The 25,220-nt window shown below is 66.1% G+C and carries 21 protein-coding genes and 1 pseudogene; 15 read left to right on the forward strand and 7 right to left on the reverse strand.

The genetic code is table 11. The features are described from left to right. Positions 1-33: 33 nt before the first annotated feature. Positions 34-684, forward strand: coding sequence for a cyclase family protein (locus ABZ789_RS06520; RefSeq protein WP_358420687.1), 651 nt, complete (start codon positions 34-36; stop codon positions 682-684). 19 nt (positions 685-703) lie between these two features. On the opposite strand, the gene ABZ789_RS06525 is transcribed toward ABZ789_RS06520, so the two are convergent. Further along, positions 704-1,501, reverse strand: a complete 798-nt coding sequence (locus ABZ789_RS06525; protein WP_358420690.1) for a GntR family transcriptional regulator — start codon at positions 1,499-1,501, stop codon at positions 704-706. A gap of 180 nt (positions 1,502-1,681) precedes the next feature. Here ABZ789_RS06525 and ABZ789_RS06530 point away from each other — a divergent pair, with 180 nt between their 5' ends. The 4 genes from ABZ789_RS06530 to ABZ789_RS06545 are packed head-to-tail and all read left to right on the forward strand — an operon-like array spanning position 1,682 to position 6,585. Then, positions 1,682-2,668 carry a nitronate monooxygenase family protein gene (locus tag ABZ789_RS06530; protein WP_358420693.1) on the forward strand — a complete coding sequence of 329 codons (987 nt, stop codon included), beginning with the start codon at positions 1,682-1,684 and terminating at the stop codon, positions 2,666-2,668. A 10-nt stretch (positions 2,669-2,678) separates the two neighbouring features. After that, positions 2,679-3,464, forward strand: a complete 786-nt coding sequence (locus ABZ789_RS06535; protein WP_358420696.1) for an enoyl-CoA hydratase-related protein — start codon at positions 2,679-2,681, stop codon at positions 3,462-3,464. 48 nt (positions 3,465-3,512) lie between these two features. Next, on the forward strand, positions 3,513-5,828 hold the full coding sequence (locus ABZ789_RS06540; RefSeq protein WP_358420699.1) for an acyl-CoA dehydrogenase family protein: 2,316 nt from the start codon (positions 3,513-3,515) through the stop codon (positions 5,826-5,828). 10 nt (positions 5,829-5,838) lie between these two features. Then, positions 5,839-6,585: an alpha/beta hydrolase gene (locus tag ABZ789_RS06545; RefSeq protein WP_358420702.1), complete on the forward strand. Its 747-nt coding sequence runs from the start codon at positions 5,839-5,841 to the stop codon at positions 6,583-6,585. Positions 6,586-6,746: 161 nt separating this feature from the next. Here the strand turns inward: ABZ789_RS06545 and ABZ789_RS06550 are convergent, their stop codons facing one another. Continuing rightward, positions 6,747-8,894 (reverse strand): acyl-CoA dehydrogenase, encoded by a 2,148-nt coding sequence (locus ABZ789_RS06550; RefSeq protein WP_358420705.1) that lies wholly within the window; start codon positions 8,892-8,894, stop codon positions 6,747-6,749. A gap of 111 nt (positions 8,895-9,005) precedes the next feature. On the opposite strand from ABZ789_RS06550, the gene ABZ789_RS06555 reads away from it, so the two are divergent. The 6 genes from ABZ789_RS06555 (at position 9,006) to ABZ789_RS06580 (ending at position 15,843) form a co-directional block, all read left to right on the forward strand. Then, complete coding sequence (locus ABZ789_RS06555) at positions 9,006-9,314, forward strand: hypothetical protein (RefSeq protein ID WP_358420708.1); 309 nt, start codon at positions 9,006-9,008, stop codon at positions 9,312-9,314. Positions 9,315-9,343: 29 nt separating this feature from the next. Further along, positions 9,344-10,828: a long-chain fatty acid--CoA ligase gene (locus ABZ789_RS06560; RefSeq protein ID WP_358420711.1), complete on the forward strand. Its 1,485-nt coding sequence runs from the start codon at positions 9,344-9,346 to the stop codon at positions 10,826-10,828. A gap of 92 nt (positions 10,829-10,920) precedes the next feature. Beyond that, positions 10,921-12,213 (forward strand): MaoC family dehydratase N-terminal domain-containing protein, encoded by a 1,293-nt coding sequence (locus ABZ789_RS06565; protein ID WP_358420714.1) that lies wholly within the window; start codon positions 10,921-10,923, stop codon positions 12,211-12,213. Between the two features lie 71 nt (positions 12,214-12,284). Beyond that, on the forward strand, positions 12,285-13,067 hold the full coding sequence (locus ABZ789_RS06570) for an enoyl-CoA hydratase/isomerase family protein (protein ID WP_358420717.1): 783 nt from the start codon (positions 12,285-12,287) through the stop codon (positions 13,065-13,067). Between the two features lies 1 nt (position 13,068). Beyond that, on the forward strand, positions 13,069-14,259 hold the full coding sequence (locus ABZ789_RS06575) for an acyl-CoA dehydrogenase family protein (protein WP_358420720.1): 1,191 nt from the start codon (positions 13,069-13,071) through the stop codon (positions 14,257-14,259). A 72-nt stretch (positions 14,260-14,331) separates the two neighbouring features. Beyond that, positions 14,332-15,843 (forward strand): class I adenylate-forming enzyme family protein, encoded by a 1,512-nt coding sequence (locus ABZ789_RS06580; RefSeq protein ID WP_358420723.1) that lies wholly within the window; start codon positions 14,332-14,334, stop codon positions 15,841-15,843. A gap of 56 nt (positions 15,844-15,899) precedes the next feature. Here ABZ789_RS06580 and ABZ789_RS06585 read toward each other — a convergent pair whose 3' ends face one another. Then, on the reverse strand, positions 15,900-16,955 hold the full coding sequence (locus ABZ789_RS06585; protein WP_358420725.1) for an acyl-CoA dehydrogenase family protein: 1,056 nt from the start codon (positions 16,953-16,955) through the stop codon (positions 15,900-15,902). Between the two features lie 157 nt (positions 16,956-17,112). Here ABZ789_RS06585 and ABZ789_RS06590 point away from each other — a divergent pair, with 157 nt between their 5' ends. Continuing rightward, positions 17,113-18,663 (forward strand): acyl-CoA synthetase, encoded by a 1,551-nt coding sequence (locus tag ABZ789_RS06590; protein ID WP_358420727.1) that lies wholly within the window; start codon positions 17,113-17,115, stop codon positions 18,661-18,663. A gap of 4 nt (positions 18,664-18,667) precedes the next feature. On the opposite strand, the gene ABZ789_RS06595 is transcribed toward ABZ789_RS06590, so the two are convergent. Next, positions 18,668-19,399: a M50 family metallopeptidase gene (locus ABZ789_RS06595; protein WP_358420730.1), complete on the reverse strand. Its 732-nt coding sequence runs from the start codon at positions 19,397-19,399 to the stop codon at positions 18,668-18,670. 53 nt (positions 19,400-19,452) lie between these two features. Here ABZ789_RS06595 and ABZ789_RS06600 point away from each other — a divergent pair, with 53 nt between their 5' ends. Together ABZ789_RS06600 and ABZ789_RS06605 are read left to right on the forward strand one after the other, a co-directional pair. Then, positions 19,453-20,151 carry an AzlC family ABC transporter permease gene (locus tag ABZ789_RS06600; RefSeq protein ID WP_358420733.1) on the forward strand — a complete coding sequence of 233 codons (699 nt, stop codon included), beginning with the start codon at positions 19,453-19,455 and terminating at the stop codon, positions 20,149-20,151. Then, entirely contained in the window at positions 20,144-20,473 is a 330-nt protein-coding gene (locus ABZ789_RS06605; RefSeq protein ID WP_358420736.1) for an AzlD domain-containing protein, read from the forward strand. The genes ABZ789_RS06600 and ABZ789_RS06605 overlap by 8 nt, the downstream gene beginning before the upstream one ends. Here the strand turns inward: ABZ789_RS06605 and ABZ789_RS06610 are convergent. Then, positions 20,443-21,684 (reverse strand): glycosyltransferase 87 family protein, encoded by a 1,242-nt coding sequence (locus ABZ789_RS06610; RefSeq protein ID WP_358420739.1) that lies wholly within the window; start codon positions 21,682-21,684, stop codon positions 20,443-20,445. The genes ABZ789_RS06605 and ABZ789_RS06610 overlap by 31 nt on opposite strands. Before the next feature lie 228 nt (positions 21,685-21,912). Beyond that, positions 21,913-23,142, reverse strand: coding sequence for a zinc metallochaperone AztD (aztD, locus tag ABZ789_RS06615; protein WP_358420742.1), 1,230 nt, complete (start codon positions 23,140-23,142; stop codon positions 21,913-21,915). Positions 23,143-23,304: 162 nt separating this feature from the next. Here aztD and ABZ789_RS06620 point away from each other — a divergent pair, with 162 nt between their 5' ends. Next, positions 23,305-24,492, forward strand: a complete 1,188-nt coding sequence (locus ABZ789_RS06620; protein WP_358420744.1) for an ATP-binding protein — start codon at positions 23,305-23,307, stop codon at positions 24,490-24,492. Here ABZ789_RS06620 and ABZ789_RS06625 read toward each other — a convergent pair. Continuing rightward, positions 24,446-25,170: pseudogene (locus ABZ789_RS06625) on the reverse strand (nitroreductase). The gene ABZ789_RS06620 and the pseudogene ABZ789_RS06625 overlap by 47 nt on opposite strands. Between the last annotated feature and the right edge of the window lie 50 nt (positions 25,171-25,220).

The raw sequence follows: 25,220 nt of genomic DNA on the forward strand, positions 1-25,220 counted from the left end.
GTCGCGCTGTCGACTCGGGCTAGCATCGACGGTATGCGTGTGCGTCGAATCGTCGACCTGACCCACGTCGTCTCTCCGGATATCCAGGTCTATCCGGGCGATCCGTCACCGAATTTCACCCGGCACGCCACGGTCGCGAACGACGGTTTCGAGCTGACGCGGATCGACATGGGATCCCAGACCGGCACCCACGTCGACGCTCCGCGGCACGTACACAGCGGCGGCGCCGCAATCGACGCCGTCGCACCCGAGGTCTTCGTCGGGCGCGGTGTCGTGCTCGACGTGCGCGCACAGGTGGGACCGGGTTCGCTCATCACTCCTGACATGTGGGGCGAACCCACCCTCGGTCCAGGTGACATCGCGCTCGTCCGTACCGGATGGTCGCGGTATTTCGGGACCGACCGCTATTTCGAGCATCCCGCCCTGGAAGTCGCCGCCTGCCACTGGTTGCTCGACCGAGGAGTACGCACGATCGGCATCGACGCACCGAGCGTGGATCCGACCGGAGACGAGACGCTTGCGGCGCATCACGTACTCGCCGGCGCGGGCGCGATCATCTGCGAGAATCTGACGGATCTCGACTCGATCGACTTCCCGGACCCGCTCGTGTCGCTGCTGCCGATCCCGTTCGCCGGTGCCGACGGAGCCCCGGTACGGGCCGTGGCGATGGAAATCGAAAACTGACCTCCGGCAACCGACTCCGTCAATCGAGGATGTCGCGGACCTCGATGTCCTCGCGTCCGTCGAGGACGAGTTCACGCGCGGCCGCCATGTGTTTCTGCCAGTGTGTGAAGGCACCCTCACCGTCGCGAGCGCGCAGCAAGCGGATGAGTTTACGTTGCGAGCGGACGAACACCTTGTAGTTGTCCTCGTACTTGCCCGCGTCGCTCTGCATGCTCTCGCGCGTGACGTTCATGGTGTGTCGTTCGTAGATCTCGTGCAGCATGCCGGCGATGAGCGACAGCGTTGCGTTGCCTGCGAGTTGAACCATGCGGAGATGGAACATCGCAGCGGCCTGCCCGAAGGTGCCGTCGGCGAAGGACGACGGAATGGTATCGTCCACCAGGCGCTCGAGTTCGTCGAACGCCTCATCGCTTCCCGTTTCTGCGAGCAGTTGCGCGGCGGCGGGTTCGACGGCTTCTCGCGCGACGTATACATCTGCGACGGTGGCACCGGCGAGTTCGAGCAGCAGGGAGGCCGGGCGCGCCACGACTTCGGGACCCGGGACGCAGATTCGCGCTCCCGACCGGGATCCGCGCCGCACCTCGACGAGCCGTTCGGCCTCGAGTACACGCACCGCCTCGCGCAGCGTCGGCCGGCTCACCGAGAAGTGTTCCATGAGTGACGCCTCGTGAGGCAGGTGGTCGCCGTCCTTCAGTTCGCCGTCGACGATCATCCGGCGGAGCTTCCTGGCGACGAGTTCGGCCGTCTTCGGAGTGCGGATGGCTCGGCCTCCGGCCGCGCGGGTGTCGAATCCGGACACCGACACTTCGTCACTCACGGGACCGCCTCCTGATCAGAGATCACTTCGGATACTTGGTGAAAGTTCTTGGCCAATCGTACTCACAGGTAACCGGTCGATGCGCCGCGAGATGCTGCTTCCGCCACTATTGCTGATGCCCAGATAGTAAACTATGTTACCTATGTATTGCCCGGCTCGCGCGCTCGAACAGGAGCATTCATGCTGAACACGCGGTTCACAGCGGAATTCGGGATCGAACACCCGATCGTCCAGGGCGGCATGATGTGGGTCGGCCGCGCGGAACTTGCGGCGGCGGTCTCCGAAGGAGGCGGACTCGGGATCATCACCGCTCTGACGCAACCCACCCCGGAAGCCCTGGTCGAGGAGATCGACAGGTGCCGTGCGCTGACGGACAACCCGTTCGGTGTCAACCTCACGCTCACCCTGTCTATCAACCAGCCTCCCTATGCCGAATATCGTCGGGCGATCATCGACTCGGGCGTGACGATCGTCGAAACAGCGGGTTCCGACCCGACCGAGCACGTCGCGCACCTGAAAGAGCACGGCATCAAGATCATCCACAAGTGCACGAGCGTGCGGCACGCACTCAAGGCGCAGCGGATCGGCGCAGACGCGGTGAGCATCGACGGCTTCGAGGCGGCCGGACATCCGGGCGAGGACGACGTGCCCGGTCTCGTCCTGATCCCGGCCTGTGCCGACGCCCTCGACATCCCGTTCATCGCGTCGGGTGGATTCGCCGACGGTCGCGGCCTCGCTGCGGCACTCGCCCTCGGTGCCGACGGCATCAACATGGGCACGCGTTTCATGTGCACGCGGGAGAGTCCCATCCACGAACGCATCAAGCAGCAGATCGTCGACGCGAGCGAACGAGACACGCAACTCATCTTCCGGCAACTGCGCAACACCATGCGCACCGCGCGGAACTCGGTGAGCGAGGAAGTCGTGGACATCCTCGCCAAGGGCGGACGGTTCAAGGACGTCAAGGATCTGGTGGCCGGTTCACGGGGGCGCACCGTATACGAGGACGGCGACCCGGAAGCCGGCATCTGGACGGTCGGGCAGTCGCAGGGGCTGATCCGCGACATCCCCCCGGCAGGTGAACTGGTCCGGAGAATCGCCGCCGAAGCCGAGTCGAAACTGCGCGCCCTGGCCGCCGATGTCGTCGACTCCGTCCCCGTCCGGTGAGGAGAAGCCGATGACACGACATGCCGGAAACACGGAGGAGACCCGGGAGGACAGTGTGCCGCTGCGGGTCGAACACGATGGTGGCGTCACGATCCTCACGCTCGACCGCCCGGAGCGCCGCAACGCGATCGACCGCGCTATGCGGAAGGCGCTGAAGAGGGAATTGTGGCGTGCCGACGCCGACGACGAGGTGAACGTCGTCGTTCTCACAGGGGCCGGTACGTCCTTCTGTGCGGGCGTCGACCTGCCCGAAGCGTTGTCGGGGCCCCCACCCGCCGCGGAGGGGGCGACCCCCACACACGTACTGCGCGGCATCTCCAAACCCGTCATCGCGGCGGTCAACGGACCCTGCTACACCGGGGGTTACGAACTCGCCGTGAACTGTTCGTTCATCATCGCGTCCGAACGCGCCGAGTTCGCCGACACCCACGCGCAGATCGGCCTGCTCAACGGCTGGGGCGGCAGCGCGATGCTGCCGCGGATGATCGGTCTGCCCGCCGCAATCCAGTTCATCCTCTCCGGAGAACCGATCGACGGTGCCACTGCCGCGCGCATCGGACTCGCGAACGAGGTCGTCCCGCACGACGAACTGATGACTCGCAGCCTGGCCGTCGCCCAGCGGATCGCCGCCGGACATCCCGGGGCGATCCGAAGGATGCTGCGACTTCTCAAAGAAGGCGCGGGCACGTCGCTCGCGCACGCCCTCGCACTCGAATCCGAAGCGGCCGCGACCTATCGGGCGGACGGTGCCGACATCGGGGCGCGCTACGCGCGGCGCCGCGCGCAAACCGACTGAGTCGCCGTCGTTCTCCGGCCGAACCGCAACATCCACCCGGGAGGTGACGTGGAGGAAGACAAGCCCACGGTGACGCTCGAATCCGGAAGACGCAGCGACTGGCGTCCCCGTCTGTCCGCTCTGCTCGACGATTTCCGGCAACGTCCACGCCCCGAGACCTCCCGCGCACGTTTCGAGGCCGCAATCGCGTGGCAGTCCGAACTCGTCGACCACTCGCTCGCGGCCCCCGGATGGCCCGAAGAGGTCGGTGGCATGGCACTGTCGCTCGAAGATCAGCTCGACTACTACCGGGCGATCACCGAAGCCGGTGCGCCGAAACATCCGTGTCCGTTGTCGTTCATCGTCGCGCCGACGATCATCGTCCACGGCACCGCCGAGCAGAAGAATCGATTTCTCGAGCCGCTGCTCCGTGCAGACGAGTTCTGGTGCCAGGGCTTCTCCGAACCCGGCGCCGGTAGCGACTTGGCGTCGCTGTCCACGCGCGCCGTGCGGGACGGTGAGCTGTACCGCGTGACCGGCAGCAAGATCTGGACGACCATGGCCGACCGCGCCGACTGGATCTTCACCCTCGTACGGACCGGCCCGCCCGGGCGAGGCACAACGGGCATCACCTACCTGCTCATCCCGATGAACTCACCCGGCATCGAGGTGCGGCCCCTGCGTGATGCCGCCGGTGGACATCATTTCGCGCAGGTCTTCTTCGACGATGTCGAGGTGCCGATCGACAACCTCGTGGGAGAGGAGGGGCAAGGCTGGTCGATCATGCGAACCTCGCTCGGCCACGAGCGTGCGACCGCCTTCCTCGCGGACGAGTTCCGTTACCGCTCCACCGTCGACAAGGTCTTCCGTCTGGCCGTGGAACGCGGATATGCAGACGATCCGTCGATCCGGCAGGAGCTGGCCACCGTCGAGACCGGCGTACGCGAGATCGCCGCGAACAGCGCTCGCGCGCTGGATGCCGTTCTCGCCGGCCGTGATCCGGGTGGGATAGCGTCGATCAACCGATTGGTGAAGGCAGAGTTCGAGCAACACATGCACCGGCTCGCGTTGCGCCTGACGGGCTCGGCGGCTGTCCTCGGTACCCGCTCGGAAGGGGTCGTGGAGAAGGGGCGCTGGACTTTCGGATATCTCATGTCGCGAGCCGCGACTATCGGCGCCGGAACCTCGGAGATACAACGTAATACGATCGCCGAGAACGTTCTCGGGCTGCCCTCGCACAGAGGCGAAGGCACCCGCGCTCCGGCCGTGGTGCCGGGTCGTCCGCTCTCGCCACCCGAAGAAGACGAAGCAAACCTTCGGGAAGCGCTGCGCGACATGCTGTCGGATCGGGTGGACACCGCGTCGCTGCTCGAAGGTGCCGACTCCCCGGGTGAATACGATTCCGAATTGTGGTCTTTGCTGGTGGCATTCGGTCTGCCAGGTCTGTCGTCTCCCGGCCGTCTCGGTGGAGACGATCAGTCGCTGCGCATGTTGTGTGCGGCCGTGGAAGAGGTGGCCTTCCATCTCGGTCCGGTTCCGCTCGTTCCTACCGCGATCGCGCTCGAGGTGCTCGTCGAGACCGGAGCCGAAGACCAGGCGCGTCGGGTCGTGGGGGGTTGCCCTGCAGCATTCGTCGCACCCGTCGGGGATCGTGGTTGGGAGACCACCGGCCTTCCTGTGCTGCGGGACGGCCGGCTCACCGGTCGAGTGGAGAGGGTCGCGGGTGCGCCCGTGGCCGAGGTATTCGTCGTCCTTGCGACGGACGATGCCACCGGAGAACATCTCCTGCTCGCGGTCGACCGCGTCGATGTTGCCGTCACGGTCCAGACTTCGGTCGACCCGACGGCGACTGTAGGGATCGTCTCGATCGATGACGCTGCCGCGACCGTGCTCGCGTCCGGAGCCGATACAGACGCCGCACTCGAATCGGCTTTCCGGGTTGCCGAACTGCTCGTTGCCGCCGATGCGGTGGGTGTGGCGAACCGAGCGCTGGCGATGGCGGTGGACTGGGCGGGACAGCGCGAGCAGTTCGGCAGGCCGATCGGTTCGTACCAAGCGATCTCGCATCGCTGCGCCGACATGCTCGTCGCGGCGGAGGGAGCACGTGCACTGGTGCTGGCGGCAGCCGATCGTGCTCCTCGAAGTCCGGAGGAGGCCGCGGCGGTACATCTGGCGACCGCGGCAGCGTTGCGCTCCGCCGTAGCGAACGCCGAAGGTTGCATCCAGATCCACGGCGGCATCGGCTTCACCTGGGAGCACCCCGCGCACCTGCTGCTCCGCCGCGCAATCGCCGATGAGGCCCGGATCGCGCGCCCGGAGGTGCTACGGGATCGAGCCGTGAGCGAGGTTCTCGAGCGACCTGCCCGAACCCGCGGAATTACGTAGCCTCCCACCTGTGAGCGAATTCGGAATCCGGGTCGACGGCGACAGATCGGTGATGATTCGGGACACCGGCGGCGCGGAGGACGATCCCGTCGTGTACTTCCACGGGACACCGGGATCGCGACTCGAGGCCGCTTTCGGGGACGAGATCGCGCGCCGGATGGGTGTCCGGGTGATCAGCTTCGACCGCCCGGGTTACGGGCGGTCCGATGCGACAGCGATCGACCTCGGCTCGGTGGCGCGGGACATCGAGAGCGTCGTCGACAGTCTCGACGTGGACCGCTTCGCCGTGTTCGGATGGTCGGGAGGCGGACCGTTCGCTCTGGCGGCTGCGGCCACCATGGGTGAGCGCGTGACCAGGTTGGGGATATCCGGTGGACCTGCGCCCGCACTACAGGTACCAGGGGGCCGGGAAGCACTCACGGAGAACGATCTCGAGGCTCTGTCGTTCCTGCCCGAGGATCCGGCCCGGGCGGCCGAGCAGTTCTCGACGGGTAACAAGGATCTCCTCGACGCCATGATGTCGGTGAGAGACGACGAGGCCGCGCCGTGGATCGACTGGATGTGGGGCCGGAGCGATCCCGAGGTTGTGGCCGATGGTGTGATGCGCCGGGTGCTCGTCGTCTCCTTCGGAGAAGCGCTTCGGCAGGGCCCCACGGCGATCGCCTGGGACAACGTCGCATTCGTCGGCCCGTGGGAATCGATCTCGACGCAATCTCCGCCGCGGTGCATCTCTGGTACGGCAGTCGAGACGAGATGACACCTACGGCGCACGGAGAGTGGCTTGCACAGCGGCTGCCGAACGCCGAGTTGGTCATCCACGAGGGCGAAGGGCACCTGTTGCCGCTTCGGCACTGGGAGGAGATGCTGCGGGCCGTGACCGCTCGTCGGTGAGGATGACCACTCGGCGTTCGGCCTTCCTCAGTTCGCGATGTGCTCGCGCGGCAGCCCCAGCAACCTTTCGGCAATGACGTTGCGATTGATCTCCGACGTGCCGCCGGCGATGGTCATCGCACGGCACAGCAAGTAGTAGTTGGTCCACACCGGTTCGTCTCCCAGCAGCACCGCAGGACCGGCGATCTGCATCGCGAGTTCACCCACGTGCTGCGTGTGTTCGGCGAGGAGCATCTTCGTGACACTGCCCTCCGGGCCGAAGTCACCACCGGCGACCGCCCGCACGACCTGCCGGAGGTTGAGGATCGCGAAGGCCTGCTCGCGGGCGATGAGCGTCGCGATCCGGCGCGTGACGGAGACATCGCCGGGTGCGTACTTCGCCGCGAGACCGAGCAGCGCGTAGGCCGAGTAGGTCTCGTCGGTCTTGCCCCCACCGATCGAGACACGTTCGTTGCCCAGCGTCGCGCGGGCAACCGTCCAGCCGTTGTCGACTGCTCCGACCACATCCTCGTCCGGGACGAAGACGTCCTCGAAGAACACTTCGTTGAAAGCGGCGTCGCCGCTGATCTCCCGCAGCGGACGGACCGTCACCCCGGGCGCCTTCAGGTCGATGACCATCGTGGTGATGCCTTTGTGTTTCGGAACGTCGCGGTTGGTGCGAATGGTGGCGAGACCACGTGTCGAGTTCTGAGCGTTCGACGTCCACACCTTCTGGCCGGTGACGCGCCACCCGCCGTCGACCTTCACACCGCGTGTCGAGACGGCGGCCGCGTCGGAACCCGCGCCGGGTTCGGAGAACAATTGACACCAGACCTGCTCGCCGATCAGTCCCGGGCGAATCCAGCGTTCGATCTGTTCCGGAGTGCCGTGCTGGGTGAGGGTGAGCAGGATCCACGCGCCGATGCCGAGTCCGTGCGGCTCGACCTCGGTGAACTCCTCGTCGATCACGAGTTGTTCGACCGGAGATGCGCCGCGGCCGAAGGGGGCGGGCCAGTGCGGCATGAGGTAGCCGGAGTCGACGAGCAGGGCACGACGCTCGGATTCGGGTGTCGAGGCGTGCGTCGCGACGAATTCGCGCGCTGCAGTGCGGAATTCCTCGGCCTCGGCGGGGAGGTCGACGGCGTAATGACGGCGCAGCCCGGCGGTTCCCGACTCGGTGAGGGAGTCGAGCGCAGAGGTCGTTTCGCCGAACAGGATTCGCAGGGCCTGGGCGCGCCGCAGATACAGATGGCAGCTGTGTTCCCACGTGAATCCGATGCCGCCGTGGATCTGGATGCTCTTCTGTGCGTTGGTGACATAGGAGTCGAAGGCGATGACGCGGGCGACGTCGAGGGCGAGTCGTGACTGTTCGCCGTCGACACCTGCGCGTGTGGCGTCCCATGCGACGCCGGTCGCCAGTTCGCTCGTCGCGAGCATGTCGGCGAGATGGTGCTTGATCGCCTGGAAGGAACCGATCGGGCGGCCGAACTGTTCGCGCACCTTCGCATAGGCCAAGGCTGCCTCCAGGGTCGCCCGGGCTCCGCCGGACGCTTCTGCGGCTGCGAGTGCGCGGGCGACATGGCTCGCGTGGCGCCCGGCGCCCGGCACGACGGCCACTGTGGGCGTCTCGCGGACGAGAACCCTGGCGGCTCTCGAAGTCGGATCGAAATCCCCGGTGGGGACCACCGTGACGGAGGCGTGGTCGGGATCGACGAGTACAAGATCGTCGCCTGTGACGAGGGCGAGAAGCGTGGCGCCGACGCCACCTATCACGAGGCCTGTTTCACCACTGACCACATCACCGGACAAGGTCGGAGAACCCGACAACCCGAGTCCGGGGGTCACCGAGCCGTCCGCGAACTTCGGGAGCCAGGTCGACCGGAGGTCGTCGTCCCCCTTAGCGTCGAGCGCCGCGGAGATCGCCACGCTCGCGATATAGGAGACGGGGACGACAAGACGCCCGAGTTCCTCGACCACCACCGCGACCTCGGGCAAACCGGCATCGGAACCCCCGAACTCGCCGGGGAGGTGCAGGCCGAGCCATCCGAGGTCGGCCAGTTGCTTCCACAGCTTCCCGGTATCGGCGGACCCGTCGTCGATCATCTGCCGGGCGAGTGCGCCGGCGTCGAGGCCCTCGAGGAAGGATCGGACGGCCTCCGCGACGGCGCGGTGATCGTCGGTGAGCGGAAGTGGCATGAAGTTCTCCTCGGCCGTGCACGGATCGGGTCACTTGTAGCACTATCTAAACTATGTGACGCACGCTACTTTGGGAAGGCGCAGGGGCAATACTGCACGATCGGAGGAACCGTGAAACTCGAAGTAGGCCGATCCTGGGCCAGCACCGTCGACCGCACCGCTGTGGTCGTTGTACGTGCGCCGGAACGCGAGGTCGCACTCACCTGTGGAGGAGCCGGCATGGTGCCGGGAAAGAAGGGCACCGGAGAGGGCGCGGCGATCACGAACGCACATCTCGGCCCGACTGCGCTCGGCAAGCGATACACCGACGCCGACGGCACCGTGGAGCTGCTGTGCACCACGCCCGGCACCGGCGTGCTGGCTGTCGACGGCGTCCCTCTGTCGCTGAAGGCCGCCAAACCGCTTCCCGCCTCCGACTGATCCCCGAACCCGACCTCCCAGGGGCCTCCATGAACATCACGATGTTGCTCGACATGGCCGCGGACGGCCTCGAGGAGCGTTTGGTGGTGGGTCGCCGAGACAATGGGATCACCGCCCGCCGTCTTCGGGATCTGTCCGTTGCCGGTGCCGCCGTCATCCGCGAGGCCGGCGCCGACGCTCTCGTCTATCGGGCCGTCAACGGCGACGCCTTCCCCGTCGCCCTGTTCGCCGCAGCACGAGCGGGCGTTCCGCTCGTGCCGATCAACTACCGGCTCGGACGCGAACAGAGCGAGGCACTGCTGTCCCACCATCCCGAGGCCCTGGTGATCGCGGACGATACCGGCGACGAACCCGGCGTCCTGTCGCCGTCCGCCTGGATCGACCGGCTCGAGCGGTCGGAAGTCGCGGCGGAGGACGATCTCGACTCGGATGCGCCCGCCTTGGTCATCTACACATCCGGTACCACTTCGGCGCCGAAAGGTGTGTTGCTGCATCACCACAATCTGGTCTCGTACGTGCTCGGGTCCGTCGAGTTCGCGTCGGCCGACGACGCCGATGCAGCACTGGTGAGCGTGCCTCCTTATCACATCGCCGCAGTGGCGAACGTGCTCACGAACCTCTATGCGGGCCGGCGGACGGTGGTGCTCGAGCGCTTCACTCCGGTCGAATGGCTCGACACCGTCCGGAGCGAGGGCATCACCAACGCGCTCGTGGTCCCGACGATGCTCGCGCGCATCCTCGATTCGGGTGCCGACACTTCGGTACCGTCCATGCGTTCCCTCGCGAGCGGCGGAGCGCCGATGCCACGCCGGGTCGTCGAAAGCGCCCTCGGCACCTGGCCGCACGTCGATTTCGTCAACGCCTACGGACTGACCGAGACCAGTTCGACGATCACGGTTCTGGGCCCCGACGACCATCGGGCTGCGATGACGAGCACCGAGGAGCGGGTCCGAGCCCGCCTCGGATCGGTGGGCAGGACCGTCCCCGGAATCGACCTCGAGATCCGCGACGCGGACGATCGCGTCGTCGAGCCCGGGTCGGTCGGGCGTATCTGGGTTCGGGGAGATCAGGTGTCGGGGGAGTACGCGGGTGTGGGAAGGCTTGTCGACGAACGGGGATTCTTCGACACCCGCGATACCGGCTTCGTCGACGAAGACGGCTATCTGTTTCTCGGCGGGCGCAGCGACGACACCATCATCCGTGGAGCGGAGAACATCGCTCCGGCCGAGGTCGAGGATGTGATCCTGCGCCATCCCGCCGTTACCGATGCGGCCGTCGTGGGCGTTCCCGACGAGGAGTGGGGCCAGCGCATCGAAGCGGTGGTGGTGCTGGGGCCGGGGGAGTCGGTCGAGGCGGAAGAACTCCGCTCCTTCGTCCGTGACACGCTCCGCGGCTCCAAGACGCCGGATCGCATCGTGTACTGGGACGAACTACCGCGCACCGAGACCGGAAAGCTGGTGCGCCGGCACGTCGTCGAGCGCCTGGTCGACGACGAGTTGCTCGGCCGAACATGACGGCGAAAGCCTTTACATATATAACTAGGTTGCCCTACTGTGGGGAAGGCGGGCCGCTCGCGTCGGGCGTAGTCCCTATACGGAGGTAGTCGATGACCACGTCGGAGAAGACCGAGAAGCCTTCGGAGATCTACACTTTCCGCGACGAAGACATTGTGCGGGCAAGAGATCTCGTCGGCGTCTACCACGCGATGACCCAACGGGAGCAGTACACACGTGCCTCTCCCGACATCATGCGCAACTTCGCGCGCAGCTACGGAGACGACAATCCGCTCTTCACCGACGACGAGTACGGTGCCGAGAGCCGCTGGGGCGGCCAGATCGCACCACCGATGATCAACATCGCGGTACGCAAGGAACTGCTCGCTGATCCCGTCCCTCGCGAACAGCGTCGCCCCTCCTTCCGGGGCATCCACGTGTTCGTCTCCGGCACCACCACCCACTGGTACCGGCCGGTCCTCGACGGCGATACGCTGTACGCCTTCCACGGCACCGAGAAAGTCGAGGAGAAGCAGTCCGAATTCGCCGGGCGCTCGCTCATCATCACCGGACTCCAGGTGCAGTTCAACCAGCGCGCCGAGGTCGTGCAGACCCAACGGGTCATCACCATCCACACCGAACGCCACGAATCGAAGAAGCGTAAGAAGTACGACGCGATCGAACCGGCCTCCTACACTGCCGACGACATCTCGGAGATCGACGCGATCTACGCGCAGGAACAGGTACGCGGTGCGGCCACCCGCTATTGGGAGGACGTGACCGTGGGCGAGAGTCTCGGAACGATGGCCAAGGGTCCGCTCACGACCACCGACATGGTCGTCTTCCATTCCGGCGGATACGGTTTCGCACCGTACACGCCCTGCGCGAGCCGCCTCGCCTACAAGAACCGCCAGCGCATCGCGCCGTTCTACATTCCGAACGAGCAGGGTGTCCCCGACGTGGCCCAGCGGATCCACTGGGACAGCGGCTATGCGCGCTCCATTGGTCTGCCGGCCGCCTACGACTACGGCATGATGCGCGACTGCTGGCTGAGCCACTACCTCACCGACTGGATGGGCGACGACGCGTGGCTCGAGTCGATGTCCAGCCAGATGCGCAAGTTCAACTACCTCGGAGACACCCACACCTTCACCGGAGAGGTCGTCGGTAAGAGGGTCGAAGGCGGGCGCCACCTCGTCGACGTCGAACTGCGGGGCACCAGCCAGCGCGACGAGATCACGTGCCCCGCCACCGCGACGATCGCACTGCCCTCGAGTGCCGGTGGTTCGGTCGATCTGCCCGATGCGCCCGCCGAGTTCGAACGGCTCGCGGCGCAGATGCTCGAGCGCGACGCCGAACTGCGCGAGGAGCGTCGGCGCTCGGCGCGAAACCGGGAAGCATCGTGAAACAGCACATACGCCCGCGGGAGGCGGGCGAGGATGATTGCGATGCGGTGCGAACGCCTCGAGGAGGACTTGTGGACCTGAGCAGCACGACCACGGTGGTCGCCGAGTCCGCGGACCATGTCCTGACCATCACCCTCGATCGCCCCGACCGGCTCAACTCGTTCACCGACACGATGCGTGCCGAGTTCCGGCAATTGTGGCACTACGCCTCCGAGACTGACGATATCCACGTCGTGGTCTTGCGAGCCAACGGCGAACGGGCATTCAGCACGGGAGTCGACGTTCACGAGGGCACTTACCTGTCCGACAACGTCTTCAGTCGTCGCGATCCCGGCGTCGACCTGTCCCCGAAGCAGAACAACTGCTGGAAACCACTCGTGTGCGCGGTCCACGGGATGGTCGCCGGAGGTGCGCTCTACTGGTTGAACGAGGCCGACATCATCGTCGCGAGCGAGGATGCTCAGTTCTTCGATCCGCACGTCTCCTACGGCATGGTCGCCGCACTCGAACCGATCGGCCTCGCGCACCGCATCCCGATCGGTGAGGTGCTGCGCATGGTGCTGCTCGGCCTAGACGAACGAATGTCGGCGAAAAGGGCCTACGAGATCGGGTTCGTCAGCGAGATCGTCGCGCGCGAGGATCTGTGGGACCGCGCACAACGCCTTGCCGAGCGTATCGCCGCGAAGCCGCCCGCCGCGATCCAGGGCAGCATCCGTGCAATCTGGGAATCCAAGGACCGCACTCGATCTCATGCCCTCGCCACCGGGATGATGTACACGGATCTGGGAAATCCCATCGGTCTGGCACAGGTCGATCGCGAGCAGGTCCTCACGCGCGACTACGAGGTGCGCTGACATGGACTACGGGCTGACTCCGGAACTCGAGCAGTTCCGCAAGGAAGTAAGGGATTTCGTCGAGACCCACAAGCCGGATGTCCCGGTGAAGGCAGGCGTGCGCAGTGCTGACGACGCAGACGAACTGGCTGTCCTGAAGGAGTGGACCCGCAAGCTCTTCGACGCCGGTTACATCGGGTCCGACTGGCCGGAGCGATACGGCGGTGCCGGACGGGCGCATTCACCCGAGAAGGACGTCGTCGTCGGTGAGGAACTCGCGCGCGGTCGAGCACCGGCGGCTGTTCAGGGCGCCGGACTGCTTGTCGCACACGCTCTGATCGATTTCGGTACCGAAGAGCAATGTGAGAGGTATCTTCCGGGTATCCGCTCGGGTGAACTCGTCTTCTGTCAGCTGTTCAGCGAGCCGGGTTCCGGCAGTGATCTGGCCTCCTTGCGCACGAAGGCCGTACCGGTCGAAGGGGGTGGGTTCACCGTCACGGGGCAGAAGGTGTGGACCACCAACGGGCACTGGGCCGACTACGGTTACCTCCTGGCGCGAACGAATCCGGAGGCGCCGAAGCACCGAGGAATCAGCGCCTTTCTCCTCGACATGCGGGCGCCGGGCGTCGACGTGCGACCGCTTCGCGAGATGACCGGAACCTCGGATTTCAACGAGATCTTCCTCGACGAGGTGCCCGTCGGAACCGATTCGCTGATCGGCGATCTCGACAACGGATGGCTGGTCGCGAACTCGAGTCTTGCTCACGAGCGCAGCGCGGTGGCATCGGCCGCGGTACGTCTGCAGCAGGACGTCGAGGCGCTGAAGGGTCTCGCACGCACGACGATCCGATACGGACGTCCTGCGATCGAGGACGGTGCCGTGCAGGAACGAATCGGCGAGCTCGAAGCGTCGGTCGAAGCGTTGTCGGCATTGGTGTATGCAAACATCGGCCGCTGGTCGCGGGGTGCCGAGCGGCCCCACGACGCAGCCATGGCCAAACTGATGTTCAGTGAAATAGGAGTCGAGACAGCACGTTTTGCTCTGGAACTCTCGGGAGAGGCCGGCATCCTCGTCGAGGGTGACCCACAGGCCGTGGGCGGGGGACGATGGCAGGACGAGTTTCTGTACGCCCGCGCTTACACCATCGCCGGCGGTACCTCCGAGATCATGCGCAACATGATCGCCGAGAGAGGCCTCGGTCTTCCGCGCTGATGCGCGCTTCCCGGCCGGATCGCCGGCCGGTACTACGAACACCTTCGGGTCGACCGAAGAGGAGGCTCCGTGATGACGGGCATCAGAGAGGCGTTGACCATGCTGTGGTCGACCCCCGATAGCGCGAAGATGGTGCAGGAGAGCAAGACCTGGCACACGTGGGCGGAGGTGCGCGAGACTGCCGAACGGATCGACGCGGAGCTCGGCAGGCTGGGGTGCGGTCCGCGCAGCCGGATCGGTGTCGTGCTGACGAACCGAACGGAATCCGTGGCGGCACTGATCGCGATCCTGGCACACGACCGCATCCTGCTCACGCTCAATCCGGCTCAGCCGGCGCGGAGAATCGTCGAGGATGCGGTCGGTGCACATCCGGATGTGATCCTCGCACCTCGCGAGTACTGGGCCGACGAGGAGTTCGCCGCACCCCTCGCCGAAGCCGGGATCATCGGTCTCGCCTTCGACGGACAGGCCGTAACGTGTGTCTTCGGTAGCGGCCCGGTTTCTCGACACCCGGAGCAGCAGGATCCGGTCGCGGTCGAGATGTTCACCTCCGGCACGACAGGTCCACCCAAGCGTGTACCGCTCACCTGGCGGCAACTCGAAGCGGCACTCGCTGCGGTGCACGGTCACACAGGTAAGGGGAGAGGAGATCATGAGCCTTTCACCGGCCCCGTGGCGTTGATCTCCCTGTCGATGGTGCACATCGGCGGACTGTGGGGTGTGATCCAGGCGTTGTCGGAGGCACGCCCGATCGTGTTGATGCCCCGATTCACGGTCGATGGCTGGGCCGACGCGGTCTACGAGCACCGGATGATCCTGGCAGGCCTTCCTCCCGCTGCGATGCGTTCGGTCCTCAACGCCGACGTGCCGAAGGAGAAGCTCGCGAGCCTGCGGGCGATCACCGCCGGCACCACTTTCGTCAGCCCCGAACTGGCCGACGAGTTCACGGCCCGCTACGGCATCCCCATCATGATCATGTACGGGGCAACGGAATTCGGTGGTGCCGTAGCAGGATGGACCAAGCCTTTGATTGCGCGATGGTGGGAGAGCAAACGCGGCAGCGTCGGCCGGCCCTTTCCCGGAGTCCGGATGCGGACGGTCGACGAGAGCGGCACCGTGTTGCCCGAGGGAAGTACGGGCCGCCTCGAGGTGAGTTCGCCGCAGACCGGCAACGGTGTCGGTGACTGGGTGCGGACCAGCGACCTCGCGCACCTCGACGAGGACGGCTTCCTCTACATCGACGGCCGGGCCGACGACGCGATCGTTCGGGGTGGCTTCAAGATCCAGCCCGAAACGGTCTGCAACGCACTCCGAGCACACGAGTCGGTTCTCGATGCGTCCGTATTCGGCCGACCCGATGAGCGACTCGGTCATGTGCCGGTCGCCGTGATCGAAACGGTCGAAGATGCAGGCGAGGTCGACGTCGACGACCTGAAGACTTTTCTACGTACACGGTTGGCGGCGTACGAGATTCCTGTGGAGATACACACCGTCGAGGCCCTGCCGCGCAGCGTCTCCCTCAAGGTCGACCGTCGTCGGTTGCTGGAGATGGTGGACGAGATCGAGTCGTCCCGCGCTCGCTGACACGCCGAGGGAAAGGGTGCGGGATCTCTACGGATCCGGCACCCTTCCTCGGCCTCTCAGGCCGTGGCGAGCCGACGGCGGTGGTAGGAGACGGAACCGTCGAGGAGTTCGTCCACCTTGATGCGACGCAGTAGCAGGTGCACGTCGTGCTCCCAGGTGAAACCGATCCCGCCGTGGACCTGCAAGGCCGTCTGTGCGGTGGTGGACGCCCCGGTGCACGCGTAGGCGACCGCGCCGGAGACCGCCCGGGTCCGTGCCGCGGGATCATCGCCGTCCAGGGCGACCGCGGCGGCCCAGAGTGTGGCGCGGGAGGTTTCGGTCGTCGTCGCCATGTTCGCGCAGTGGTGCTTCACGGCCTGGAAACTGCCGATCGTCTTGCCGAACTGGGTTCTGCTAGAGGCATATTCGACACTCAGATCGACGAGGCGGGCAGCAGCGCCGAGGGCATCCACCGCTCGGAAGGTAGCGAGGCGGTCGTGAATGGCGGCCACGGTGCCCGGCGGTAGGTGCGACCAGGCGCCCTCCGGAAGTGCGACATCGACACCGGCGACGGCCCACGAACGGGTGAGATCGAGCGTCTCGAGCGACCGCACGTCGAGCGTCTCCACTGGCAGGAGGGCCGCGACCTCGGTGCCGCTGTCGGTGACGGCGGCCAGCACGATGCTGTGCGCGTCGATCAGACCGGTGACGGGTGCGGTGGTACCACTCAGATGCAGGATGTCCCCGTCGATTCCCGCACGCAGCGCGAGTGTCTCGGGGGAGCCGACGGCGGGCAACACGATGTGCTCACCGGTCTGCGCCGAGGCTGCGGTGGGATGGCCGACCGCGTCGAGCAGGCTCGCCGCGATTGCGAGGTCCGCGACGGGGAGCGCGCTGCCGGCACGGCCGTGCTCCTCGGTGAGGACCAGGAGATCGACGTGGGTGCCGCCCGTCTCCGCAGTGAGCAGTCCGATCAGTCCGGACTGGGCGAGATGGCGGAGTCCGCTCGCGGGCAGGCGGGCCGGGCCGTCGTCGATGGCCGGTCTGCGTGCGGCGATCGGGTCGTTCTTGGCGAGCCACGCGCGTTCGGTCTCGCCGAGATTCACCTGTTCGTCGCTCAGCGCGAAGTCCATGACTCTCCTTCGGTTGGTCGTCAACGTAGTTAACCATGTCGGATTCCCCTTCGGGAGACTCCAGTGCTTTTCGAGCCCTGGGCAATATTCTCCGAATCCTGGCGCTCACATAGTTGAACAGGTAATACTTGTCGCCGACGTCCACGAGGGAGTGCCGATGACGATGCCGTCGATGAATCCGACCGATCTCGCCGCCACCTTCGGTGACAAACCGGCGATCGTCATGGTTGAGGACGGCGCGACCCTCACCTACCGCGAACTCGAATCGTCGTCCAACCGCATCGCCCACCTGTTCCGGCAGCGCGGGCTCCGTGCGGGTGACCACATCGCGATCCTCATGGAAAACTGCCTCGGCGTATTCCCGGTGGTGTGGGCCGCACAGCGCACCGGCTTGCTCTACACACCCGTCAACTGGCACCTGTCCGACGACGAGGCCGCATATGTGGTCGAGAACTGCGGGGCCCGAATTCTCGTGCACTCGGCGCGCCTCGATCGTCTCGGCGCGGTCGTCGCTGAGGGGAACACGGTGCTGGAAGCGCGTTTCACCACCGGAGACCATTCCCCGAGCGGCGCCGAGATCCTCGCCGACCGTGTTGCGGCGCTGCCTGCTACGCCCGTCGACGACGAACTCGAGGGCTACTACATGCTGTACTCGTCGGGCACCACCGGTCATCCGAAAGGGATTCTGCCGGCACTCACAGGCGCACCGTTCGGCACCGGGCTGCCCATCGACTCGACGATGCGCGACGCCTTCGGTTTCGGTCCGCACTCGGTCTATCTCAGCCCCGGCCCGCTCTATCACGCCGCGCCACTCGGCTGGACGATGGGCACGGTCCGAAACGGAGGCACCGCCTTCGTGATGGAGACTTTCGACGCCGAGCGCGCACTCGACGCCATCGACCGCCATGCTGTCACCCACGTCCAGTTCGTGCCGACCATGTTCGTGCGGATGCTGAAACTTCCCGAGAAGACCCGAGCGAGCTACGACACGTCGAGCCTGCGCGTCGTGATCCATGCTGCGGCGCCGTGTCCGATCGAGGTCAAGGAACGCATGATCGATTGGTTCGGTCCGAAGATCCTGGAGTTCTACGCCGGCAGCGAGGGCAACGGGTTCTTCATGATCACCACCCCGGAGTGGCTCGAACATCGAGGTTCCGTAGGCCGGCCCACTCTGGGACAGGTCCACATCTGCGACGAGTCCGGTCGCGAACTGGGGCCGGGCGAGGTGGGCACGGTGTGGATCGGCGAGGGCCTGCAGTTCGAGTACCACGGGGATCCGGAGAAGACCGCCGCCGCCTACAACGACAGGGGGTGGAGCACGCTCGGCGATCTCGGCCACGTCGACGACGACGGTTACCTGTACCTCTCTGCGCGCCGCACCGATCTGATCCTCTCCGGCGGCGTCAACATCTATCCGGCCGAGGTCGAGGACGTGTTGATCATGCACCCCGCGGTCCTGGACGTCGCTGTCATCGGTGTGCCCGACGAGGAGATGGGACAGCGCGTCCATGCCCTGGTCACCTCCGCGGACGGGGTACGGGCCGACGCCGCTCTCGCGAACGAACTTCTCGAATACACCCGCGACCGCCTCGCACACTTCAAGGTGCCGCGCACGGTCGAGTTCGGCGAGGTTCCGCGACTGCCCAGCGGGAAGATCCTGCGCAGGGCCCTTCTGGACCGATACGGCGAGATGTCACCGGCGCCCTGAGCGTTCAGGCGAGTTGTGTGACCACGATGCGCGCTGTGCCGTAGAGCGCGGTACCTGCCGTGACCATCGCGAACAGCACGATCCACACCGCGGCCGGGATGCGGGTCAGTCCGCGCAACTGGTCGGCATCCGAACCCCGGCCGCGACCCCTCGAGTGGGTACGGGCGAGTTCGAGAACCGGGCGGGTTGCGCCGAGGAGCAGGATCCACGTGATCAGGTAAGCCGCCGTATACCGGACGACCGGATCACCGAGATAGGCGGCCGTGCCGACGAGGGCACCTGCGATCACGACCGAGACGAAACCGTACAGATTGCGGATCAACAGCAGCAGCACGGCGAGAGCAGCGAGGATCGACCACAACACCGCGGCGGGTCGGTCGAGGGTTAGCAGCGTCGCCGCCGCGAAACCGAGTACGGCGGGGCCGGTGTATCCGGCGAAGGTGGTCGCGACCATGCCGGGCCCGCGCGGGTTGCCGGACGACACCATCACCCCCGACGTGTCGCTGTGCAGGCGGATACCCGACAGCTTGCGACCCACGAGTGCCGCGACGAGCGCGTGCGATCCCTCGTGCGCCTGAGTGATGACATGGCGGGTCTTCAACCACAGCGGACGCACGGTGACGAGCACGAGCGCGACGATCGCCGTTCCGAGGACGACCGCCGTCGGAGCAGGTTCGTCGACCGTGGATACTGCCTGCCACGCGGAGGACACGGCCTCCGTGAACGAATTGGACACAGATCACCTTTCTTCGGGCCGGGCGCAGGGCCCTCGGGCCCGGCGATAGCCTGATGAGCATGCCCGACCGCCGTACTCTCGAGATCCGCGCGGGCATCACGGACTCGTGGGCCGTCGGCCTCGGGCTGATCCCGCTGGGTCTCGCGTTCGGTGTGGTTCTCACCCAGGGCGGGTTCGAATGGTGGTGGGCACCGATCTTCTCGACGGTCATCTACGCCGGTTCGATGGAGTTTCTCGCAATCGGCCTGATCGCGGCGGTCACCCCGCTCGCGTCGGTTGCGGCGGCGACGCTGCTCGTGAACTTCCGGCACGTCTTCTACGGACTGTCGTTTCCTCTGCACCGGATCCGCAGCCGGCTCGGGCGTCTCTACGGTGTGTACGCGCTCACCGACGAGTCGTATGCGATCGTCGCCCCGAAGGCCCGTGAGGCCCTCTCGGGCACTCGCATCCTCACGGTCCAGGTGCTCTGCCAGCTGATCTGGGTCGCCTCGGGGACCCTCGGCGCGCTGATCGGGGCGGCGCTTCCCGCAGGGCTGGCGGGCCTCGAGTTCGCGCTCACCGCGTTGTTCGCGGTACTCGCGCTCGATGCCTTCCGTGCCAACCGGGACGTGCCCGCACCGGTGATCGCTCTGATCTGCGGTCTCGTCGCTCTGCTGGTCGCGAGGGAGCAGATGCTCGTCGTAGGGCTCGGCCTGTTCGTGGTGTGCCTGTTCGTGCGGTTCGTCTACCGGAACAAGGTGGCACGTGCCTGAGTCGGTGCCCGGCGCCGGATACGTTCTCGGTGCTCTGTTGGTGATGTTCGTCGTGACGGTGGCGCTGCGTGCGGCCCCGTTCCTCGCCTTGTCGGCGTTGAAGGACTCCGCCTTCGTCGACTTCCTCGGCCGCACGATGCCCGCAGGCGTCATGGTGATCCTCGTGATGTACACGCTGCGCGATGTAGGTGGGTCGACCTGGTTGCCCGCGGCGGTCGGTCTCGCGGGCACGATCGGCGTGCACCTGTGGCGACACAATGCCGCGTTGAGCACCGTCGCCGGGACGGTCCTCTACCTCGTCGCGTCGGCCTTCTGGACCTGAGCGGCCTCGGGGGCCGTCTCCTCGCGCTCGACGGCACCGCTGTGGACACCGGGCCGGCGGCTGCGCGCGGCGATCATCGCGGCTACGAAGACCGCGATCGCGGCCAGGCACTGCGAGGTACCGAGCACTTCGAGGACGAGTTGCTCGACCCAACCGCCGGAGGCCGCTTCACGCAACAGGTGGTTGGGTCCGATGAGGAAGACTGCGGTGGCCGGGACCAGCACAGGCCACCAGCGGCGGTACGCCGGCGCGAGCAGAAGGGGCACGAGGAACAGCGCGTACACCCAGTGGTGAGTGACGGCGATCGGAGCGGCGAGCAGCGACGCCAGGCCCACCAGAGCCACGGCGACCACTGGTTCGTCGGCTCGGAGGAAGCGATACGCGGCCCACGCCGTACCCGCGACGATCAGTGCGGCACCGACCACCCAGAGGACCTTCGCGACGCCGTCCGACAAGTCGAATCGGGCGATCAAGCCGGTGAGGGCCTGGTTGCGGAAGAAGGACGGATCGCCGGCGCGGTCGGTCGCGAAGAACTCGGTGGTCCAGAAGTAGACGGTCGAGTCGGGGCGCAACCAGTATCCGAACGCGACGGTTGCAATGAAGGCGCCGAACGCTCGAACCACCGACGGCAGGTCGCGGCGGAGAAGGAAGATCAGTCCGAAGGCTGCGGGTGTCACCTTGATCGCGGCCGCAAGTGCGACACCCACGCCGCGGAACCGTTTCGGGATCACGCCGAGCAGGTCGGCGACCACCAGGGCCATGAGCACGATGTTGATCTGACCGAATGCGAAGTTCGAGCGGAAGGGCTCGAGCCACAGCACCGCGCCGAGGGAAGCGGCGGCGATCAGACTCGGCTGGGACACGTCGAGACGCCGGTAGACGACCTTCAGTACCCACCACACCAGAGCGATGAGTCCTGCTGTCCACAACACCTGCAGTGCGGTGCTGCCGACGAGCGCCATCGGTGCGAACAGGAAGGCCGCGAACGGTGGGTAGATGAATCGGAAGCCGGAGTGGCTGAAGAACCCTTCGGTGTACAGCGGCGTGTGGTGCAGGAAGGCCCATCCGGCGTCACGGAAGACGTCGAGATCCATCAGGTACTCGTTCACCGCATCGCGCATGTAACCCGCGACTGCCAGGGCCGAAACCGTCAGACCGATGGCGATCAGGAGAGATCGGATGGGTCGGGAACGGACTTCGGTCAACAGCACGGGCGTTACCTCCCGGTCGGAAACAGATGCCTCGCTACGTTACACAATCGTTGTCTTTCAGGAGGGGGGACGAGAAGAGTGTCTCCGCAACCGCTTTGGATAGAAGTCCGCTTTGACCGTTTTTTCGGGTGACCGAGATCACCCTTCTGGTTGGGTATGTCGCGCCTCGACAGCAGTATTCGGCTTTCTAGCTTTCGAACTAGAAAGCCGAATACGCCTACATATGTCTTACGCGACGCTGCTGATCTCGTTCGGTGTGTAAGGCAGTTCGGCCGAGCGGATCTCACCGGAGACGACATCCACGGCGTGCAAGGAGTTGGTGGCGGGATCGATGACGAATGCCGTTGTGTCGTGTACTTCGAGTGCCGGTCGGGGCGACTGCCAGTCGTCGGGCTCGATCCACGGCTCGGTCACCGGGATTCGCCGGACGAGCTCGCCGGTCTCGGGATCGATGATCCGAAGGTCGCCGTCGGTGCCGAGAACGAGCGCTTCGCCGTGCGGTCCGCGACCGAGTGAGCGGAAGGTGTAACTGGTGCCGAGATCCACGAGGCGCACCGATGCTGTGCGAGTGTCGACGAGTGCGATGCGCTCCGGGCGCTCGAGTTCGGCATCCGGGTCGGTCTTGTAGTCGCCGAGTACGACCGGTGAATTCACGGTGCCGGACTGATTTCCTATCCGGCCGTACGGATCCGGTGCCGAGGCCTTCTCGAACGAACCCTTGCGGAAGATCACGGTTCCGTCTTCACAGCCGAAGACGACGACCCCGTCGGCTGCGACCGTTGCTCCGTGGATTCCGGGGCAGTCCTCGGTGCGAACGATCTCGGCGCCGGACTTGTCGAGGAGCGCCACCCCGGTCCGCTTGTCGGAATCGCCCAGGGTGACGAGCATTCCGCCGCCGGGCACCGGAACGGCGAGTCCATGGTGGGCCTCGGCGAGTGTGTAGCTGTCGAGTGGTGGGAGTTCGGTCGCGGATTCGAGCCCGGCGGGATCGAACACGTCGATGCGGCCGGTGCCGTCGTCGAACAAGGCGGTGACACCGGCGTGCGCAACGGCGTGGCCGGGCTTCTCGGCGTCGAACTTCAGGGCCGTGAGCGTCGGCGAGCCGGCGTAGTGGTGATCGTGGTCGCCGTGGGCCTCCGTCCAGCTGCCCGTGTCGAGGACACGGAAACCCCCGTCGGTGGAGATCAGCACGTGGCGTCCGTCCCCGGCAGGGGAGAGGCGGTTGAAGCCGTCCAGTTCGAATTCGTCGACGACGGCGAGGTCGCCTTCGTCGGCGACGAGGACGCCCCCGTCGTAGGTGAGGGTGAGGCGTGGCTGAGCGCTCGACACCTCGGTGGCGGGGACGGGCGTTGCCGGGTAGGTGGACTCTTCGGCTCCGGTCGTGCCGGCGCATGCGGTGGCGAGTGTTGCGAAGGCGGCTGTGAGGGCGGTGCCGCCGTAGCGGAAGAACGTGGTCATAGATCAAGGAATAGCCTTTAATGAAAATGATTGTCAAAGCCATCGATGCGCATATGTGCATGTCGACTCCGTGGGTCCGGGGTCTGTGCCGGGGAATACGGCCATCTACGACACGGTCTAGATGAACGCAGAAATCGCTGAAGTGCTCGTTAGCATCGACCGATGGATCCGGTCCGCAACCCGTACGCCCCGGGCGCGGGACAGCGCCCACCCGAGCTCGCCGGCCGCGAGAAGCAACTCGACGCATTCGAGGTCGTGCTCGAACGTGTCGCGCGGGCACGGCCCGAACGCAGCGTCGTCCTCACCGGCTTGCGCGGCGTCGGCAAGACCGTCCTTCTCAACCATCTGCGTTCGGCCGCCATAGCGAAGAGCTGGGGAACCGGCAAGATCGAGGCCCGACCCGACCAGGGTCTGCGGCGACCACTGTCGTCGGCGCTGCATATGGCCATTCGCGAAATCGCTGCCGCGCATCCGAATCCGGAATCGGTCGACTATCTCCTCGGCGTGCTCAAGTCGTTCGCATTGCGGGCGACCGCCGACAAGGGCATGCGCGAACGCTGGCAACCCGGTATCGACGCTCCGGCGGTGAAAGGGCGGGCCGACTCGGGTGACATCGAGATCGACCTCGTCGAACTGCTCGTCGACGCAGCCGGACTCGCGCGCGATGTGGGCGTGGGCATCGCTCTGTTCATCGACGAGATGCAGGATCTCGGTGCGGAGGACGTCTCGGCGATCTGCGGTGCGTGTCACGAATTGAGCCAGGACGCCGCGCCGCTCATCGTCGTCGGGGCCGGGCTGCCACATCTGCCCGCCGTGCTCTCGGCGTCGAAGTCGTACTCCGAGCGCTTGTTCACCTATCACCGAATCGACCGGCTCGACCGCGCAGCGGCGGACCTTGCCCTCATCGCACCCGCAGAACGTGAGGATGTCGAGTTCACACAGCAAGCCCTCGACCTGCTGTACGAAACCGCCGACGGGTACCCGTATTTCGTGCAGGCCTATGGGAAGGCGACCTGGGATGTCGCTGCGGATTCACCGATCACCGACGAGGATGTGCGGGTCGCGGCACCTGCTGCGGAGGAGGAACTTGCTGTCGGTTTCTTCGGATCGCGCTACGAACGGGCGACACCGGCCGAACGCGAGTACATGCGGGCCATGGCAGACCTGGCCGGGGACGACGGACCGGTCGCGACGTCGAAGATCGCAGTCGAACTCGGGCGCAAACCGGCCTCGCTCTCACCTGCACGCGACGGATTGATCAAGAAGGGATTGATCTACTCCGCCGAGCGCGGGTTCATCGGGTTCACTGTCCCCCACTTCGGGCGTTATCTGCGCGCACAGAACGACTGAACGGTCGATCGACCCACTCGACCGTCTCGTCGAGCGACGCACGCTCCGTGCGACAGGCATTGGCCGGATGCGTTTCGTCGGCGTAGCCGAACGAGACGGCGCAGACGATGTCGCGGTCGTCACCAATGTCCAGTTCGCGTCGCAACGCAGTAGCTGTCATCGCGACGGCAGCCTGAGGGACGGCGGCGATTCCGAGCGATTCGGCTGCGAGCAGCAGCGTCGAGACGTACCGCCGCAGTCGACCGCCCCGTACACGCCGAGGGACTTGTCGGTGGTGATGATCGCGACGTGCGGCGCACCGAAGAACCGGTAGTTCTCGAGCATCTGCTCGGTACGGCGCCGGTAATCGTCGCGGGCGATACCCAGCGCGTTGTACAGAGCGTATCCGGCGCGGCGTCGGCGTTCGGCATACGCACCGCGGTATTCGGACGGCCCTGGGATATCCGGATCCAGAGCGCCCGCGGTCGCCTGCGCGTAGACGGCGTCACGCAGGCGGTCGGTGGCCTCGCCGCTGACGATGTGGATCTGCCACGGTTGTGAATTGCACCAGGACGCGGTGCGCGCGCCCATGCGCAGCATGCGTTCGATGTCCTCGCGCGGAACCGGCTTCGACAGGAAGGCGCGGCAGCTGAAGCGGGTGTCGAGAAGGGACGACAGCGCGTCGGCGGCAGAAGTCATGGCACCACGATGGCACAGCACTTCGGCCGGTGCTCGTTCCACCTGCCCAG

Origin of the sequence: Rhodococcus sp. NPDC047139, assembly GCF_040643435.1 — a bacterium.
Lineage (GTDB): Bacteria > Actinomycetota > Actinomycetes > Mycobacteriales > Mycobacteriaceae > Rhodococcus.

Coding starts and splice junctions, on each gene's coding strand:
- ABZ789_RS06535 (WP_358420696.1), top strand. CDS start 2,679: ATGACACGACATGCCGGAAACACGGAGGAGACCCGGGAGGACAGTGTG.
- ABZ789_RS06575 (WP_358420720.1), top strand. CDS start 13,069: ATGGACTACGGGCTGACTCCGGAACTCGAGCAGTTCCGCAAGGAAGTA.
- ABZ789_RS06585 (WP_358420725.1), bottom strand. CDS start 16,955: ATGGACTTCGCGCTGAGCGACGAACAGGTGAATCTCGGCGAGACCGAA.
- ABZ789_RS06530 (WP_358420693.1), top strand. CDS start 1,682: ATGCTGAACACGCGGTTCACAGCGGAATTCGGGATCGAACACCCGATC.
- ABZ789_RS06590 (WP_358420727.1), top strand. CDS start 17,113: ATGACGATGCCGTCGATGAATCCGACCGATCTCGCCGCCACCTTCGGT.
- ABZ789_RS06600 (WP_358420733.1), top strand. CDS start 19,453: ATGAGCATGCCCGACCGCCGTACTCTCGAGATCCGCGCGGGCATCACG.
- ABZ789_RS06565 (WP_358420714.1), top strand. CDS start 10,921: ATGACCACGTCGGAGAAGACCGAGAAGCCTTCGGAGATCTACACTTTC.
- ABZ789_RS06560 (WP_358420711.1), top strand. CDS start 9,344: ATGAACATCACGATGTTGCTCGACATGGCCGCGGACGGCCTCGAGGAG.
- ABZ789_RS06580 (WP_358420723.1), top strand. CDS start 14,332: ATGACGGGCATCAGAGAGGCGTTGACCATGCTGTGGTCGACCCCCGAT.
- ABZ789_RS06550 (WP_358420705.1), bottom strand. CDS start 8,894: ATGCCACTTCCGCTCACCGACGATCACCGCGCCGTCGCGGAGGCCGTC.
- ABZ789_RS06620 (WP_358420744.1), top strand. CDS start 23,305: ATGGATCCGGTCCGCAACCCGTACGCCCCGGGCGCGGGACAGCGCCCA.
- ABZ789_RS06520 (WP_358420687.1), top strand. CDS start 34: ATGCGTGTGCGTCGAATCGTCGACCTGACCCACGTCGTCTCTCCGGAT.
- aztD (WP_358420742.1), bottom strand. CDS start 23,142: ATGACCACGTTCTTCCGCTACGGCGGCACCGCCCTCACAGCCGCCTTC.